We start from the raw sequence: 16753 nt of genomic DNA on the forward strand, positions 1-16753 counted from the left end.
CGGCGCAAGTGGGCGCCGCGCGTCGTGTCAACATCATGCAAAAAGGCGTCGCGACCGTAGCACAGCTGTCCGGCTTTGACGAGATCATCGACGCGCGCACGCCCGCCGAGTTCGCCGAAGACCACATTCCCGGCGCGATCAACCTGCCGGTGCTCGACAACGACGAGCGCATCGTCGTCGGCACGATGTACAAGCAGCAGTCGGCCTTCGACGCCCGCCGCCTCGGCGGCGCGCTGGTGGCCGCCAACATCTCGCGCCACATGCTCGCCACGCTGCAGGACAAGCCCAAGAACTGGCGCCCCCTCATCTACTGCTGGCGCGGCGGCCAGCGCAGCGGCTCCTTCACCACCTGGCTGCGCATGGTGGGCTGGGACGCCTGCCAGCTCGAGGGCGGCTACAAGGCCTTCCGCCACCTGGTGATCGCCGAGATCGAGCGCATCGTACCCACGCTGGCGTTGCGCATCGTGTGCGGCCCGACCGGCAGCGCGAAGACGCGCGTGCTCGAGGCGCTCGCGGCACAAGGGGCGCAGGTGCTCGACCTGGAGGACCTCGCCGCGCACAAGGGCTCGGTGCTCGGCGCCCTGCCCGACCGTCCGCAGCCGGCGCAGAAGCGCTTCGAGACCCTGCTGTGGGATCGCCTGCGCCGGCTCGATCCGGCGCGCCCGGTGTATGTCGAGGCCGAGAGCCGCAAGATCGGCCTGGTCTTCGTGCCCGAGGCGCTGATCCTGGCGATGCGGCGCGCGCCCTGCATCCTGATCGACGCCACGCGCGCGGCCCGCCTCGAGTTTCTGGTGCGCGACTACGCCTACCTCGGCGACGACGTGGGCGCGCTGCAGGACAAGCTGCACCGCCTGCGCGAGCACCAGAGCCGCGAGACGCTCGAGCGCTGGAAATCGCTCGCCGCCGCACACGCGCTCCCCGAGCTGTTCGCCGAGCTGATCGACCAGCACTACGACCCGCTTTACCATCGTTCGCAGAATCACAACTACGTGCACTACGCCGACGCGCTGCGGGTGGAGAGCGCCGACCTGAGCGCGGCCGGGGTGCGCGCGCTGGCCGGTCGCATTCTCGCCGAAGCTGCGGAGTGAAGTGTCCGGGGCGAGCCCGAGCAGCCCCGCCACCCCAATCGGGACGCGCGTTTCCTCGAAGAACCGGCGCGTTCCCTGTGGCGCCGACGTCCGCATCGGCCGGTGGGAGCGACGCGAGTCGCGATCGGGTCGGCCCGTTGCGGCGACGCAGGTCGCGATCTCTCCGGCCGAGGGGCGGACACCGTCGCATCTTCGCCCAGGTGGCCGCCAAGCCTAGACGGATTGTGGCAGGCGGCCCGGCGATGCGCCGCGGGTCGCGCACAGGCGCTGGATCATCGCCGGACGCTCGATCTCGCCCTGCTCGAAGGCCACCACGCTCCAGCCCTCCGGAAGGCAGTCGAGCAGTTCGCGCGGACGGAGCAGGAAATCGGGGTTCGAGGGCTTGCCGAAGCGCTCGTTGCCGAGCATGAAGGTCTCGTAGATCAGCACGCCGCCCGGGCGCACCAGCTCGAAAAGCTCCGCCAGGCGCGGCCGATACAGGTAATTGGCGACCACCACGGCGTCGAAGCGCTCGCCGCCGAGTGGCCAGTCCGCACCCTCGAGCTCGAGTACTCGCGTCGCGATCCCCGCCACCCCATCCAGCGTCGCCAGCGCCGCGGCGTCCCGATCGACCGCGGTGACGCTGCAGCCGCGCGCCGCAAGCCAGCGCGCATGCCGGCCGCCCCCCGCGGCGAAGTCGAGCACGCGCGCGCCGTCCGCGAGCAGCGCGGTGAAGCGCCGTACCCAATCGGAGGGAGCGCCGCCGGCACCTTGCAGGCTGGGGTGACGGCGGGGTTCGGGGACGGGATCGGAAGACATGGGGGCTCCTTGGATGCAAGCCTCGTCGCGGGGGCGCGGCAAGACCGGGCGTGGCCACCGCATTCTAGCGACGCACGGCATGCCGTGCGTCGCAGGCTTGCCCTCCCACCTCGCGCTGCCCGCGCGCCCCATGCCCGGGACCGACGCACAGGCACGGGCGGGCGATCGAGCGCCATTGCAGGCGAAAGGCCTAAACTAGCGAATTTCGCCACGTCACCACGCCGGCCGCGGCCGCGCCACCCGATTACCGGACCTTCACCGACGTCACCATGGATCTTGCCCAGTTCACCCTCCAGTACGACCGCCCCAGCACCGACGTCGAGTCGCTCAAGCGCGCGATCGCCAACAAGCTGATGTACCAGATCGGCAAGAACCCCGAGTCGGCGCTGCCGGAAGACTGGCTGCACGCAGTCGCCTACACCGTGCGCGACCACCTGGTCGAGCGCTGGATGAAGACCACACGGGCGAGCTACGCGCAGGACGTCAAGCGCGTCTATTACCTGTCGATGGAGTTCCTCATCGGCCGCAGCCTGGGCAACGCCATGCTCGCCCTCGAACTCGCCGGCCCGGTGCGCGAGGCGCTGCGCTTGCTCGACATCGACCCCGACAGCCTGCCCGAGCTCGAGCCCGACGCCGCGCTCGGCAACGGCGGCCTCGGTCGCCTCGCCGCCTGCTTTCTCGACTCCATGGCCACGCTCGGCGTGCCCGGCTTCGGCTACGGCATCCGCTACGACTACGGCATGTTCCGCCAGCAGATCGTCGACGGGCAACAGGTCGAGGTGCCCGACTACTGGCTCACGCACGGCAACCCGTGGGAGTTCCCCCGCCCCGAGATCCGCATGCGCATCCGCTTCGGCGGCCACCTGCAGGAGGATGGCGGGCGCGTGCATTGGGTGGGCACCGACGACGTGCTGGCGATGGCCTACGACTCGATCATCCCCGGCTATGGCACCGAGGTGACCAACACCCTGCGCCTGTGGTCGGCACGCGCCACCGAGGAGATCGACCTGTCGGCCTTCAACCGCGGCAACTATTTCGGCGCGGTGGAGAGCAAGAACCACTCCGAGAACGTCTCACGCGTGCTCTACCCGGACGACTCCACCCTCGAGGGCCGCGAGCTGCGCCTGCGCCAGGAGTATTTCTTCGTCTCCGCCAGCCTGCAGGACATCCTGCGCCGCTACCTTGTCGGCCACACCGACTTCGACGCCCTGCCCGACAAGGTCAGCATCCACCTCAACGACACCCACCCGGTGCTCGCGGTGCCCGAGCTGATGCGCCTGCTGGTCGACGAGCACGGGCTGGAATGGGCGCGCGCCTGGGCGTTGTGCCGGCGGGTGTTCTCCTACACCAACCACACCCTGATGCACGAGGCGCTCGAGACCTGGCCGCTGGAGATGCTCGGCTGCGTGCTGCCGCGCCACCTGCGCATGATCTTCGACATCAACGCGCACTTCCTCGCCGAGCTCAACGCCGAGCTCGGGCCCGACGTCGAGCGCATGCGCCGCATGTCGCTGATCGATGAACAGGGCGAGCGCCGCGTGCGCATGGCCTACCTCGCGATCGTCGCCTCGCACTCGGTCAATGGCGTTTCGGCGCTGCATTCGGCGCTGATGCGCGAGTCGATCTTCGCCGACTTCGCGCGCGCCTGGCCGCAGCGCTTCAACAACAAGACCAACGGCGTGACGCCGCGGCGCTGGCTGGCGCACGCCAACCCAGGGCTGGCGGCGCTGATCGACAGCCGCATCGGTCCAGCCTGGCGGCGCGACCTCGAGCAGCTCCAGGGCCTGCGCGCGCACGCCGACGACGCCGACTTCCTGCACACGCTGCGCGCGGTCAAGCAGGCCAACAAGCTGCGTCTGGCGCAGTGGATCGGCCAGCACTGCGGGCTCCACGTCGATCCGGCCGCGCTCTTCGATGTTCACGTCAAGCGCATCCACGAGTACAAGCGCCAGCTGCTCAACGTGCTGCACCTGGTGAGCCGCTACCAACGCATCCTCGCCGAGCCGAACGGCGAACACGTGCCGCGGGTGGCGATCTTCTCCGGCAAGGCGGCCTCGGCCTATCGCATGGCCAAGCTGGTGATCCGCCTCATCAACGACGTGGCTGCGGTCATCAACGCCGATGCGCGCGTCGGCGAGCGCCTCAAGGTGGTCTTCGTGCCCAACTTCAGCGTCAGCCTGGCCGAGCTCATCATTCCGGCCGCAGACCTCTCCGAGCAGATCTCCACCGCCGGCACCGAGGCCTCGGGCACCGGCAACATGAAGCTCGCACTCAACGGCGCGCTCACCATCGGCACGCTGGACGGCGCCAACGTCGAGATCCGCGAGCAGGTCGGCGAGGACAACATCTTCATCTTCGGCCACACCGCAGCCGAGGTCGCGCAGATCCGCAACGGCGGCTACCAGCCGCGCCAGTACTACGAGCGCGACGCGCGCCTGGCCGCGGCGCTCGACGCGATCCGGGCGGGCCTCTTCAGCCCGGACGAGCCGGGGCGATACCAGGCGATCTTCGACACCCTGGTGAACTGGGGCGACCACTACCTGCTGCTGGCCGACTACGCCAGCTATCTCGACGCCCAGGACCAGGCCGACGCGCGCTACCGCGATCCGCTGCAATGGAGCCGCTGCAGCCTGCTCAACATCGCCGGCATGGGGGCGTTCTCGTCCGACCGCACCATCGCCGAGTACGCGCGCACGATCTGGCACACCGAGCCGCTGCGCATCGGCAGCCCGGGCGGGCTATGAAGGCACGCGGGCGGCGGCATGGGAGCCGCCCGCGGCGCGATCGGCACGAATAAGTGCAATGCATCGGCCCCGCGCACGCTTTCCATGAGCGTCGCGGAGTGCGGCGGGCGATAATCGCGCGGCAGGGGCACGCAATCACAGGGAGCTTGCGGCGATGACGGCAGAACTCGAAACCATCCTGGAGCGTCACCGGCGCGATCCGCTGCAGTTGCTGCAGATCCTGATCGAGCTCCAGGCCCGTGACGGCTGGCTGCCGCCGGCCACGCTCTCCGCGCTGGCGGGCGCGCTCGGCATCCCGCGCGCCCGCGTCGAGAGCACCGCGAGCTTCTACAGCTTCCTGCACACCCGGCCGGCGGGCGAATACCGCATCCTGTTCTCCGACAACATCACCGACCGCATGCTCGGCAACCAGGCGCTGATGCAGACGCTGTGCGACAAGCTCTGGCTGCAGCCGGGCAAGGTGTCGGAGGACGGCCTGGCGAGAGTGTCGACCACCTCGTGCACCGGCATGTGCGACCAGGGGCCGGCGCTGCTGGCCAACGGGCGCACGATCACCCGCCTCACGCTCGAGCGCATCGACGAGATGGCGCACCTGATCCGCCGCCGGGTGCCGGTGGGCGACTGGCCGCCGGAGTGGTTCCATGTCGAGGACAAGCTCCGCCGCCGCGACGTGCTGCTCGACCATGGCCTGGCGCCGGGTGCGGCGCTCGCCGCGGCGCTCGAGCGCGGCCCCACCGGGCTGCTGTGGGAGATCGAGCGCTCCGGACTGCGCGGCCGCGGCGGCGCGGGTTTCGGCAGCGACATCAAGTGGCGCTCGTGCCGCGACGCCTGGGGCGACGCGCACTACGTGATCTGCAACGCCGACGAGGGCGAGCCCGGCACCTTCAAGGACCGCGTGCTGCTGTCGAGCTACTTCGACCTGGTGGTCGACGGCATGTGCATCGCCGGCATGGCGATCGGCGCCAACAAGGGCTTCATCTACCTGCGCGGCGAATACCGCTACCTGCTCGACCGCCTGGAAACACGCCTCGCCCAGCGCCGCGAACAGAACCTGCTCGGGCGCAACATCCTGGGCCGCGGCTTCTCCTTCGACATCGAGATCCACCTCGGCGCCGGCGCCTACATCTGCGGCGAGGAATCCGCGCTGATCGAGTCGCTCGAAGGCAAGCCGGGCAAGCCGCGCATCCGCCCGCCCTTCCCGGTCACCAACGGCTATCGCGGGCAGCCGACCACGGTGAACAACGTCGAGACGCTCGCCCTCGCCGCGCTGATCGCGGTGCGCGGCGGCGACTGGTTCCACGCCATCGGCACCCCGGCCTCGACCGGCACCAAGCTGCTGTCGGTGTCGGGCGACGTCGAGCGCCCGGGCATCTACGAGTTTCCCTTCGGTGTCACCGTGGCCGAGGTGCTCGAGGCCGCCGGCGCGCGCGACACGCAGGCGGTGACGAGCGCCGGCGCGGCCGGGCATTGCCTGGCTGCCGACGAGTTCGGTCGTCGCATCGCCTTCGAGGATGTCGCCACCGGCGGCTCGATCATGGTGTTCGACCGTTCCCGCGACATGTTCGAGGTGGCGCACAACTTCGCCCACTTCTTCGCCCACGAGAGCTGCGGCTTCTGCACGCCCTGCCGCGTCGGCACCGCGGTCAACGCCCGCCTGCTGGACAAGCTCGCCGCCGACCACGGCTCGCCCTACGACCTCGACGAGATCGCGAAGATGCACCGCCTGATGCAGGGCGCCAGCCACTGCGGCCTGGGCAACACGGCGACGATCGCGATCGACGACATGCTGGCCAAGTTCCGCCCCGCCTTCGAGCGCCGCCTGCACTCGCCCGACTACGAGCCCGCCTTCGACCTCGACGCGGCGCTGTCGCAGGCGCGCCGGATGACCGGCCGCGACGACCCCGGCGCCCACCTCGGCGACAACCACGAGGCCCTGGTCGAGGAGCGCCCCCATGCGCAGGGCGCCACCACAGCGGGCGCCGCGCAGTCCGTCCCCTCCTCCGCCGAGGCCGCCTCGGCAAAGGATCTGCAGCCATGAACGATTCCTTCCTGCTCGACGGCGAGGACATCCCCTTCACCCCCGGCCAGACCGTGATGCAGGCCGCCGCCGCCGCGGGCAAGTACATCCCGCACCTGTGCTGGCACCCCGACTTTGCCGCGCACGGCTCGTGCAAGCTGTGCACGGTGAAGATCGGCGGGCGCTTCGCCACGTCCTGCACGGTGCGCGCCGCCGCCGGCCAGGAGGTGGAGAACCGCACGGCAGAGCTCGACGCCAAGCGCCGCACGCTGCTGCAGCTGCTCTTCGTCGAAGGCAACCACTTCTGCCCTTCGTGCGAGAAGAGCGGCGACTGCGCACTGCAAGCCACCGCCTACGAGATGGGCATGCTGACGCCGCATTTCGACCACTTCTACCCCGATCGCCCGGTGGACGCCTCGCACCCCGACGTGCTGCTCGAGTTCAACCGCTGCATCCTGTGCGAGCTGTGCGTGCGCGCCAGCCGCGATGTCGACGGCAAGAACGTGTTCGCGCTCGCCGGCCGCGGCACGCAGTCGCACCTGGTGGTCAACAGCGACACGGGGCGGCTCGCCGACACCGACTTCGCCGTCACCGACCGCGCCGCCGCGGTCTGTCCGGTGGGCGTGATCCTCAGTAAACGGGTGGGCTTCGCCGTGCCGATCGGGCAGCGGACCTACGACCGCCGGCCGATCAGCGCGAGCACCAGCCCCGAAGGCAAGGCCGGTGCCGGCATCGAGGAGGCTCGATGATGGACATCGACATCGCAAAGATCGACGCTGGCGGCGCGCCACGCAAGCTCAAGGTCGCCACCGTCTCGCTCGCGGGCTGCTTCGGCTGCCACATGTCCTTTCTCGACATCGACGAGCGCCTGCTGCCGCTGCTCGAACTCGTCGAGTTCGACCGCTCGCCGCTCACCGACATCAAGCACTGCGGCCCCTGCGACATCGGCCTCATCGAGGGCGGGGTGTGCAACGCCGAGAACGTGCATGTGCTGCGCGAATTCCGCGCCAACTGCAAGGTGCTGATCGCGCTCGGCGCGTGCGCGGTCAACGGCGGGCTGCCTGCACAGCGCAATCACCTCGAGCTCGCCGACCTCCTGCAGGAGGTCTATCGAACCGGCCACGGTCTCGCCGAGGGCAGCCGCATTCCCGACGACCCCGAGCTGCCGCTGCCGCTCAACCAGGTCCATCCGGTGCATGAGGTGGTGAGGATCGATTACTTCTTGCCTGGCTGCCCGCCATCGGGCGACGCGATCTGGGCCTTCCTGACCCAGTTGATCGAAGGCAAGGACCCGAGCCTGGGACATGGGCTGCTGCACTATGACTGAAACCCCGAAAGGCTCGCGGCTCGCGCCGCTCCTGCAGGAAGCTCGAGCACCTCGCTTTTCGGCAGGAGTGGCGCAAGCCGCGAGCCTCTCACTGACGACGATATCCAAATGAGCTTTCAACTCGAAACCGCCACAGTCGCCAGCGATACCTTGCGCCGTATCGCAATCGACCCCGTCTCGCGCGTGGAAGGCCACGGCAAGGTCACCATCCTGCTCGACGAGGACAACAAGGTGCACCAGGTGCGCCTGCACATCGTGGAGTTCCGCGGCTTCGAGCGCTTCATCCAGGGGCGGCCGTACTGGGAAGTGCCGGTGATGGTGCAGCGCCTGTGCGGCATCTGCCCGGTGTCGCACCACCTCGCCGCGAGCAAGGCGCTCGACCTCGTCGTCGGCGCCGCACGCGTCACGCCGACCGCCGACAAGATGCGCCGCCTGATGCACTACGGCCAGATCCTGCAGTCGCACGCGCTGCACTTCTTCCACCTGTCCTCGCCCGACCTGCTGTTCGGCTTCGGCTCCGAGCTCGGTCGGCGCAACATCGTCGGCGTGGCACAGCAATATCCCGACATCGCGAAGAAAGGCATCCTGCTGCGCAAGTTCGGCCAGGAGGTGATCCGCCTCACCGCCGGCAAGCGCGTGCATGGCACCGGCGCGGTACCGGGGGGCGTCAATCGCGCGCTGAGCGCCGACGAACGCAAGCTCCTGCTCGCCGATGCCTACCAGATGATCGCCTGGAGCCGCGACGCGGTGCGCATCATCAAGGAACTCCACCAGCAGGACCGCGCGCTCTACGACCACTTCGGCACCGTGCGCTCGAGCTTCATGGGCCTGGTCGCGCCCGACGGCAGCCTCGACCTCTACCACGGCGTGCTGCGCGCCAGGGACGCCGACGGCAGGATCCTCTTCGACCAGGTGGACTACCAGACTTACGACCGCCTCATCACCGAGGAGGTCAAGCCCTGGAGCTACATGAAGTTTCCCTACTTCACGTCGATGGGCCCGGAGGCGGGCTGGTACAAGGTCGGCCCGCTCGCGCGCGTGCAGAACTGCGACAGCATCCCCACGCCGTTTGCCGAGCACGAGCGCCGCGAACTCGTCGCGTACGCCGGCGGCAAGCCGCTGCACGGCAGCCTGGCCTTCCACTGGGCGCGCATGATCGAGATGCTCTTCGCCGCCGAGACCATCAAGGACCTGCTTCACGACGACGACCTCTCCGGCACCGAGCTCATGACGAGCGGCGAGCGCCGGCGCGAGGGTGTGGGCGTGATCGAGGCCCCGCGCGGCACCCTCTTCCACCACTACCAGGTGGGCGACGACGACCTCGTCACCATGGCCAACCTGATCGTCTCCACCACCAACAACAACCAGGCGATGAACACGGCGGTGCGCGAGGTCGCGAAGCAATACCTCCACGGCCAGGAGATCACCGAGGGACTGCTCAACCACATCGAGGTCGCCATCCGCGCCTTCGACCCCTGCCTGTCCTGCGCCACCCACGCGCTCGGGCAGATGCCGCTGGAGGTCACGCTGGTGGATGCCGAGGGCACGGAGCTGGACCGGAAATACAAGGCATGAGCGCGCCGGTGCTGGTCTTCGGATGGGGAAATCCGAGCCGCGGCGACGACGCGCTCGGGCCGCTGTTCGTGGAGGCGGTCGAGGCGATGAAGCTGCCGGGGATCGAGTGCCTGACCGATTTCCAGCTCCAGGTCGAGCATGCGCTGGATCTGCGTCGCCGTAGCCGGATCCTGTTCGTCGATGCATCCGGTACGGCACGGCCGCCTTTCGAATTCCAGCCGATCGCAGCGGCCCGCGACGACAGCTTCACCACCCACTCGGTCTCGCCGCAGAGCGTGCTACAGGTGTTCGAGGACCTCGAGGGCCGGCCCGCGCCGCCCAGTTGGTTGCTCGCCATCCGCGGTGACTCATGGGAGCTCGGCACCGCGCCAGCCCCCTCCGCCAACGCCAACCTGCGCGCCGCCATCGCGGCCTTCACGGCCTGGCTCCCCGACCTGTAGAAGCGGCGCAAGCCGCGAACTCGGCGGACTCATTATCGACGTGGGTGGGACGGCCGACGCCGCATTCGCGCCTGGCGGCGCTCCTGCAAGAAACGGCGCGCTTGCGGGTGTCGTGTGGGAGCGGCGCGAGCCGCGATTCCTGCGTGCGGGGAATCGACGTGGGTGGGACGGTCGACGCTGCATTCGCGCCTGGCGGCGCTCGTACAGGGATGCGACTTACCTTCCCGCTTACAACCCGCGCAACTGCTCCAGGGCCTCCTCCACGCGCTCGACCGCGATCACCTTCAGGCCCTCGATCGGATGCTTCGGCGCATTGGCGCGCGGAACGATGGCGGTGTCGAAGCCGAGCTTGGCGGCTTCCTTCAGGCGCTCCTGGCCACGCGGTGCGGGCCGGATCTCGCCGGCGAGACCGACCTCGCCGAACACCGCGAGGCCGCGCCGAAGCGGGCGGTCGCGCAGCGAGGAGACGATCGCGAACAGGATCGCGAGGTCGGCGGCCGGCTCGGTGATCTTGACGCCGCCGACCGCATTCACGAAAACGTCCTGGTCGAAGCAGACCACGCCGGCGTGACGGTGCATGACCGCGAGCAGCATCGCCAGGCGGTTCTGCTCCAGGCCCACCGACAGCCGGCGCGGGTTGGGGCTCTGCGACGAATCGACCAAGGCCTGCACCTCGACCAGCAGCGGGCGCGTGCCCTCCTGGGTGATCAGCACGCAGCTGCCGGCGACCTGCTGCGAGTGCTGCGACAGGAAGATCGCGGAGGGATTGGACACACCGCGCAGGCCGCGCTCGGTCATGGCGAACACGCCGAGCTCGTTGACCGCGCCGAAGCGGTTCTTGAAGGCGCGGATCAGGCGGAAGCTGGAGTGCGTGTCGCCCTCGAAGTACAGCACGGTGTCTACGATGTGCTCGAGCACGCGCGGGCCGGCGAGCGTGCCGTCCTTGGTGACGTGGCCGACCAGGATCAGGCTGGTTCCGCTCTGCTTGGCAAAGCGGGTGAGCTGGGCGGCGCATTCGCGCACTTGGGCGACCGAGCCGGGGGCGGACTGCAGGGTCTCGGAATAGACGGTCTGGATCGAGTCGATGACCGCCACGCGCGGGCGCGCCTCGCGCAGGGTGTGGAGGATGCGTTCGAGGTTGATCTCGGCGAGCATCTGCAGGGGCGACTGCGGTAACTGCAGGCGCTGGGCACGCAGCGCGACCTGCTCGCCCGACTCCTCGCCGCTGACGTAGATGACGCCGCCCGCCTTGGTGCCCTTGCCCGTCGCGCCCTCGCTGCCAGCCGACGCACTCGTCGCGGCCAGGTTGGAGAGCGCCTGCAGCAGCAGGGTGGATTTTCCGATACCCGGGTCGCCGCCGATCAGCACCACGCCGCCGGCGACCAGGCCGCCACCGAGCACGCGGTCGAACTCGTCGAGACCGGTGGGCTGGCGGGGTTCTTCGCGGGGTTCGAGCGCGGACAGGGGCTGCAGCCGGCTGGTCTCGCCGGCGAGCGCGGCGAAGCGGCTGCCCGCAGCCGGCGCTGCGGGCTCGAGCACGGTTTCGACAAGGGTGTTCCAGGCCTGGCACTGCGGGCACTGGCCTTGCCAGCGCACGGCCTGCGCACCGCATTCGGTGCAGACGAAAGCGGATTTCTGCCGTGCCATCAGGGTCTTCCGTAACTGCGTCAGGGCCCCGGCCGCGGCCGGAGCAAAAACTTGCGGGGAATCAGTCCTGCTCGGTCGCGATGCGGGCGAACTCCTCGCAGACGTGGTCGGCGAAGGCGTTGATCAGGCGCGAGCGGAACTTGTCGCGTGGCAGGATGACCTCGAGCGGGGTGTGCAGCCGCGGCTGCAGCGGGATCGCCACCAGCCTGCCCTCTTCCACGTCGCGCCGGATCGCGCGCCCGGAGGCGATCGCGAAGCCGAGGCCCGCGGCCGCGAGCTGCTTGACCGCGGCGAGGCTGCCGAGTTCGGCGCACAGGGTGATCTGGCTGCCGGCGATGCCGGCGGCCTCGAAGAACTCGTCGGCGATCTGGCGGATGCCGTTGCCAGGGTCGCGGTCGATGAAGGGGTGGCCGACCAGGTCGCGGGCGGTGAGCTCCTTGAACTTCGCCAGCGGGTGGCCGGGGCTGCAGATCACCAGGAGGTCGTCGCGCGCGGCGCTGCGGCGTTCGATGCTGGGCTGCTCGGTGGCGATCTCGATGAGGCCGAGGTCGAGATCGCGCGCGGCGACGCGATCCTCGGTGAGCTTGGAGGTTCCGACCACCACGCGCGGCAGCACGCCGGGGTAGCGGCGCTTGAAGCTCTCCAGCACCTGCGGCAGCCAGTAGGCGGCGATCGTCGTGCTGGTGCCGATGCGCAGCTGGCCGGCGAGCTCGTCGGTGAGTTCGGAGACGCGCGAGTCGAGCTCGGCCGACAGACCGAGGATGCGCTCGGCGTAGGCGAGCACGAGCTCGCCCGCGGCGGTGAGCGTGATCTTGCCGTGCCCGCGATCGAGCAGGCGGGTGTCGAAGTGTTCCTCGAGCTGCTTGATCTGGAAGGTGACGGCCGGTTGCGTCATGTGGAGGTGTTCCGCGGCTCGGGTGAACGAGCCGTGCTTCGCAACCGCGTGGAAAACCTGGAGTCTGCGATCTGCCATGGCGTGGATAAGTACGTTTTATTTACGTGAATTAAAGCACAAACCGGCGCATTCAGGTGGATCCCTGCGCGTTCATCCCGAGAACCTGCTCGCTGCGGCCTCAAACCGTTGCCATACGGGCATCTGCGCGCCCTCGCACAAGCGCTGCGCGAGATCATCACAGGGCAATCCGCTTCGTGATATAAACCGCGCTTCGACCTTCCGCCGCGACCCGACGATGCCGCTCGGCTTCTACATCATCATGGCAGCGCAGTTCTTCTCCGCGCTGGCCGACAACGCCTTGCTGATCATCGCCATCGCCATGCTCCGGGACATGGCGGCCCCCTCCGAATACGAGCCGCTGCTCAAGCTCTTCTTCACCGTCTCCTACGTCGCGCTCGCCGCCTTCGTCGGCGCCTTCGCCGATTCGATGCCCAAGTGGCGAGTGATGCTGATCAGCAACACGATCAAGATCGGCGGCTGCCTGATGCTTTTCCTGGGTACGCATCCACTCTTCGCCTACGCGGTGATCGGACTGGGCGCGGCGGCCTACTCGCCGGCGAAGTACGGCATCCTCACCGAGTATCTGCCCCACCGCCTGCTGGTGGTGGCCAACGGCTGGATCGAGGGCCTCACGGTGGCGGCGATCATCGTCGGCACCGTGATCGGCGGGATCATGATCCGTGGCGACGTCTCCACCTGGCTGATGGGGCTGGGCCTGCCCGGCGCCGGCTCGGCCTTCGGCGCGGCGGTGCTGGTGGTCGGCACCCTGTACCTGGTGGCGGCGATCTTCAACATGTACATCCCCGACACCGGGGTGGACCACAAGCCGCTCAAGAGCAATCCGCTCTACCTGCTGCACGACTTCAACCACTGCCTGCGCCTGCTCTGGCGCGACAAGCTCGGGCAGATCTCGCTCGCGGTCACCACGCTGTTCTGGGGCGCAGGCGCGACGCTGCAGTTCATCGTGATCAAGTGGGCCGAGCACAACCTGGGCATGAACCTGTCGCAGGCCTCGATGCTGCAGGGCGTGGTGGCGCTCGGCGTGGCCACCGGCGCGGTGCTGGCGGCGCGCTACATCACGCTCCGGCGCGCGGTGAACGTGATCCCGCTCGGCATCGCCATGGGCCTCGGAGTGATGATCATGGTCGGCGTCACCGAGGCCTGGGTCGCGATGGCGCTGATGGTGATCGTGGGCGGGCTGGCAGGCTTCTTCGTGGTGCCGATGAACGCCCTGCTGCAGCACCGCGGCCACATCCTGATGGGCGCCGGGCACTCGATCGCCGTGCAGAACTTCAACGAGAACCTGTCGATCCTGATGATGACCGGCACCTATGCGCTGCTGATCGTGCTCGGCCTGTCGATCAACACCGTGATCGTGCTGTTCGGGCTCTTTGTCGCCGGCACCATGCTGCTGGTGAAGCGCCGCCACGAAGCCAACCAGCGCGAATTCGACAACGTGGCGCTGCTCGAGGATCGCCCGCACTGAGGCCGGGCGGCCTTCGCCCCCGGCCCGCCCGGCACCCCGCCACCGCCTTCACCCCGTCTCGGCGATCAGCCGGCGCGCGAAGCAGAGGTCTTCCCATGCCTTGGCCTTGTCCTGCGGATTGCGCAGCAGATAGGCCGGATGGTAGGTGACCACGACCGGAGTGCCCGCGCGCTCGAAGCGCTTGCCGCGCGCGGCCGAGATTGCGATCTCGCGATCGAGCAGGGCCTGGGCGGCCGGACGGCCGAGCGCGACCAGCAGCTGCGGCTGCACGAGCGCGATCTGGCGATCGAGATACGGCTGGCAGGCGGCGATCTCGCCGCGTTCTGGAGTGCGGTTGTGTGGCGGTCGGCACTTGACCGCATTTGCGATATAGACGTCTTCTCCGCGCTTCAGCCCGATCGCCGCGAGCATGTTGTCGAGCAGGCGCCCGGCCTGGCCGACGAAGGGCTCGCCACGCTGGTCCTCCTCCGCGCCCGGCGCCTCGCCCACCAGCATCCAGCGTGCCTGGCGGTCGCCCACGCCGGGCACGGCCTGCTTGCGGCGCTCGCACAGCCCACAGGCCTTGCAATCGCGGATCTCGGCTTCGAGCGCGTCCCATTCGAGCGTGGAGATGCGGGCGCCGCGAGCCGGATCCGGCGCCGCAGGCGCAATGCGAACGGCTGCGGGCGTCGAAGCGTCCGCGGGCTGGGGGCGCGCGGCACGGTGCGGGCCGGCTTGGAACGCAACGCTCGATCGCGGTCCGGCAGCCCGGGCCGGTGCGGCTGGGGGAGGATTCGGCGTACGCGGCACCTCGACCCGGGGCGAGGCGGTCGCGTCGGTTTCGGTCGATGCAGGCTCGGCCGCTTCACGCTCCGCATCATCCGCTTCGGAGACCTCCGCCTTCCGCGTGCGCAGGCGCCAGATCGGGCCGAGCCCCATCTCGCGCAGCACCGCGTCGCGGCGGGAGGACAGGCGCGGCGACATCACAGCGCCCGCCTCATCACGATCGCGTCCTCGCGCCCACCCGCCGCGGGGTAATACCCGCGCCGGCGACCGATCTCGACGAAGCCGCTGCGCGCGTAGAGGCGCAGCGCCGCGGCGTTGGAAGGCCGCACCTCGAGGTAGAAATCCCGCGCGCCGCGCGTCTTCGCCCCTTCGGCCAGCCAGTCGAGGAAGCGCTTGCCCAGCCCCCTGCCCTGCAGCTCGCCGACGATGCCGATGTCGAGCAGATGCGCTTCGTCGAGCACGTTCATCACGACCGCGTAGCCGGAAGGGACACCGTCGCAGGACAGGATCCAGGCGTCGTAGCCGCTGGCCAGCGAGTCGGCGAAATTGCCGCGCGACCAGGGATGGGCATGGAGCTCCGCCTCGCGCGCGCCGACCCAGTCGAGGTCTCCCTCGCCCATCGGCGCAAAGGCCAGCGCCAGCATCAGGCACGCCCTCCGCGCGCGAGTCGCTCGGCGGTGGTGAAGGCGACCTTGTCGCGCACGTAGAGCGGCGCGGCCTGCTCGGGGGCCACCAGCCCGCCTTCGCGCGCCTGGATCGCCCCGAGGCGGGCAATCTCTTCCGCACGCGGGTGAAGGTCGGGCTGGCAGGCGACGAGACGCCCTGCAGTGCGCGCCTCGAGTTCCTCCGGCCAGGCGCGGAAGGCCGACCCGGCAGCGCTCCACTGGCCGGAGGGCAGCTCGAGATCCAGCGGCGCGCAACAGCGCGGCATGCCCTGCGGCTGCGGCACCCCTTCGGTGTCGGTCACGAAACTCGCCCAGTAGATCTCGCCCATGCGCGCATCGGTGGCCGCCAGCACCCGCGGCGCGCCGACCTGGAGCGCGAGCGCCTGCAGGCTGCCGACCACGGCCACGCCGAGATCCGCTGCCAGCGCGATGCCTTGCGCGACACCGCAAGCCAGCCGCAGCCCGGTGAAGGCACCGGGACCGGCGCCGAAGGCGACCGCGTCCAGCCGCGCCACGGCGAGCCCGGTCTCGGCAAGGAGTTCGCGCAGGTCGCGCAGCACCGCCTCGGAGTGATTGGCCGCGCCCTGGATGCGGCGGACGAGCAGCTCGTCACCATGCAGCAACGCGACGCTGCCGTGTTCGGTGGCGGTTTCGATGGAGAGGATGTTCATGGGGCCGCCATTCTACCGGGAGCGCGCCGGTTCGTTGCGGCCGCGGTTGTCACGCGGCGGCATCGACAGGGGCGAACGAAGACCGCGACCGCATGCGGGTGCGGGTATCCCGACTGCCGGATTGCCGAGTGCTCAGCGCTGCGGCTTGCGCCCCGATTCCTCGCGGTAGGCGCCGCGCGCGGCGTCGCGCATGTGGCGCCGCAGGTCGCTGCGCTCCTCCTCGCTCATGCGCCGGCGCTCGCGCGCGCCCTCGCGCTCGTTGCGCTGGTCGCTCAGGGTGTCGCGCCATTCCTGCCGGTCCTCTGCTCCCGCCGGACGCAAGCGTTGCGCCTGCTCCTCTCCACCGACGATGAAGCGTAGCTGCGCGCTGGCCGTGGTGGGCGCGAAGACGAAGAACGCCAGCAAGCCGCAAACGAGGTAAGCGCGCACGCACGGCCGGCAGGCAAGGTGCTGCGCGGGATGCCGGAAGGCGCGGGAAACGCGGAAAGGGGTCATGAGAGCACGACGTCGGCCCCTACGGCCTCGAGGAGGCACGGAACCGACGCAGGAAAGCGATGACCGCACCTTACGGCAAA

The 16753-nt window shown here is 69.5% G+C and carries 15 protein-coding genes; 8 read left to right on the top strand and 7 right to left on the bottom strand.

All coding sequences use genetic code 11. The annotated features are described in order from the left end of the window. Positions 1-35: 35 nt before the first annotated feature. On the top strand, positions 36-1088 hold the full coding sequence (mnmH, locus tag PO78_RS09830) for a tRNA 2-selenouridine(34) synthase MnmH (protein ID WP_040828618.1): 1053 nt from the start codon (positions 36-38) through the stop codon (positions 1086-1088). Between the two features lie 213 nt (positions 1089-1301). Here mnmH and PO78_RS09835 read toward each other — a convergent pair whose 3' ends face one another. Then, the gene (locus PO78_RS09835) at positions 1302-1886 is read right to left on the bottom strand and encodes a class I SAM-dependent methyltransferase (protein WP_082047722.1); all 585 of its coding nucleotides are present in this window, start codon (positions 1884-1886) and stop codon (positions 1302-1304) included. A gap of 269 nt (positions 1887-2155) precedes the next feature. Between PO78_RS09835 and PO78_RS09840 the strand changes: the two genes are divergently transcribed. The 6 genes from PO78_RS09840 to PO78_RS09865 all read left to right on the top strand — a co-directional run bounded on the left by PO78_RS09840 (position 2156) and on the right by PO78_RS09865 (position 9989). Further along, a complete protein-coding gene (locus tag PO78_RS09840) occupies positions 2156-4630 on the top strand; it encodes a glycogen/starch/alpha-glucan phosphorylase (protein WP_043743442.1) in 2475 nt (824 codons plus the stop codon). Between the two features lie 154 nt (positions 4631-4784). Continuing rightward, complete coding sequence (locus PO78_RS09845) at positions 4785-6668, top strand: NAD(P)H-dependent oxidoreductase subunit E (RefSeq protein WP_004302162.1); 1884 nt, start codon at positions 4785-4787, stop codon at positions 6666-6668. After that, positions 6665-7396 (top strand): 2Fe-2S iron-sulfur cluster-binding protein, encoded by a 732-nt coding sequence (locus PO78_RS09850; RefSeq protein WP_004302164.1) that lies wholly within the window; start codon positions 6665-6667, stop codon positions 7394-7396. The genes PO78_RS09845 and PO78_RS09850 overlap by 4 nt, the downstream gene beginning before the upstream one ends. Next, the gene (locus tag PO78_RS09855) at positions 7393-7974 is read left to right on the top strand and encodes an NADP oxidoreductase (protein ID WP_012585447.1); all 582 of its coding nucleotides are present in this window, start codon (positions 7393-7395) and stop codon (positions 7972-7974) included. The genes PO78_RS09850 and PO78_RS09855 overlap by 4 nt, the downstream gene beginning before the upstream one ends. A gap of 108 nt (positions 7975-8082) precedes the next feature. Then, positions 8083-9549 carry a Ni/Fe hydrogenase subunit alpha gene (locus PO78_RS09860; protein WP_012585448.1) on the top strand — a complete coding sequence of 489 codons (1467 nt, stop codon included), beginning with the start codon at positions 8083-8085 and terminating at the stop codon, positions 9547-9549. Beyond that, positions 9546-9989, top strand: a complete 444-nt coding sequence (locus tag PO78_RS09865; protein ID WP_004322151.1) for a hydrogenase maturation protease — start codon at positions 9546-9548, stop codon at positions 9987-9989. Before PO78_RS09860 ends, PO78_RS09865 begins: the two co-directional genes overlap by 4 nt. Before the next feature lie 228 nt (positions 9990-10217). On the opposite strand, the gene radA is transcribed toward PO78_RS09865, so the two are convergent. Then, positions 10218-11636, bottom strand: coding sequence for a DNA repair protein RadA (gene radA, locus PO78_RS09870; protein WP_004322149.1), 1419 nt, complete (start codon positions 11634-11636; stop codon positions 10218-10220). Between the two features lie 61 nt (positions 11637-11697). After that, positions 11698-12609 carry a LysR family transcriptional regulator gene (locus PO78_RS09875; protein WP_012585449.1) on the bottom strand — a complete coding sequence of 304 codons (912 nt, stop codon included), beginning with the start codon at positions 12607-12609 and terminating at the stop codon, positions 11698-11700. Between the two features lie 217 nt (positions 12610-12826). Between PO78_RS09875 and lplT the strand changes: the two genes are divergently transcribed. Next, positions 12827-14077 (top strand): lysophospholipid transporter LplT, encoded by a 1251-nt coding sequence (gene lplT / locus PO78_RS09880; RefSeq protein WP_004322141.1) that lies wholly within the window; start codon positions 12827-12829, stop codon positions 14075-14077. A 48-nt stretch (positions 14078-14125) separates the two neighbouring features. Here lplT and PO78_RS09885 read toward each other — a convergent pair whose 3' ends face one another. From PO78_RS09885 to PO78_RS09900, 4 genes are all read right to left on the bottom strand, one after another. Beyond that, positions 14126-15040, bottom strand: coding sequence for a uracil-DNA glycosylase (locus PO78_RS09885; RefSeq protein WP_043743443.1), 915 nt, complete (start codon positions 15038-15040; stop codon positions 14126-14128). Further along, the gene (gene rimI / locus PO78_RS09890; protein ID WP_004322136.1) at positions 15040-15486 is read right to left on the bottom strand and encodes a ribosomal protein S18-alanine N-acetyltransferase; all 447 of its coding nucleotides are present in this window, start codon (positions 15484-15486) and stop codon (positions 15040-15042) included. The genes PO78_RS09885 and rimI overlap by 1 nt, the downstream gene beginning before the upstream one ends. Beyond that, positions 15486-16178 carry a tRNA (adenosine(37)-N6)-threonylcarbamoyltransferase complex dimerization subunit type 1 TsaB gene (gene tsaB, locus PO78_RS09895; protein WP_043743444.1) on the bottom strand — a complete coding sequence of 231 codons (693 nt, stop codon included), beginning with the start codon at positions 16176-16178 and terminating at the stop codon, positions 15486-15488. Before tsaB ends, rimI begins: the two co-directional genes overlap by 1 nt. A gap of 132 nt (positions 16179-16310) precedes the next feature. Next, complete coding sequence (locus PO78_RS09900; protein ID WP_012585450.1) at positions 16311-16673, bottom strand: hypothetical protein; 363 nt, start codon at positions 16671-16673, stop codon at positions 16311-16313. Between the last annotated feature and the right edge of the window lie 80 nt (positions 16674-16753).

The sequence above is a fragment of the Thauera sp. SWB20 genome (genome assembly GCF_000831325.1).
GTDB lineage: Bacteria > Pseudomonadota > Gammaproteobacteria > Burkholderiales > Rhodocyclaceae > Thauera > Thauera aminoaromatica.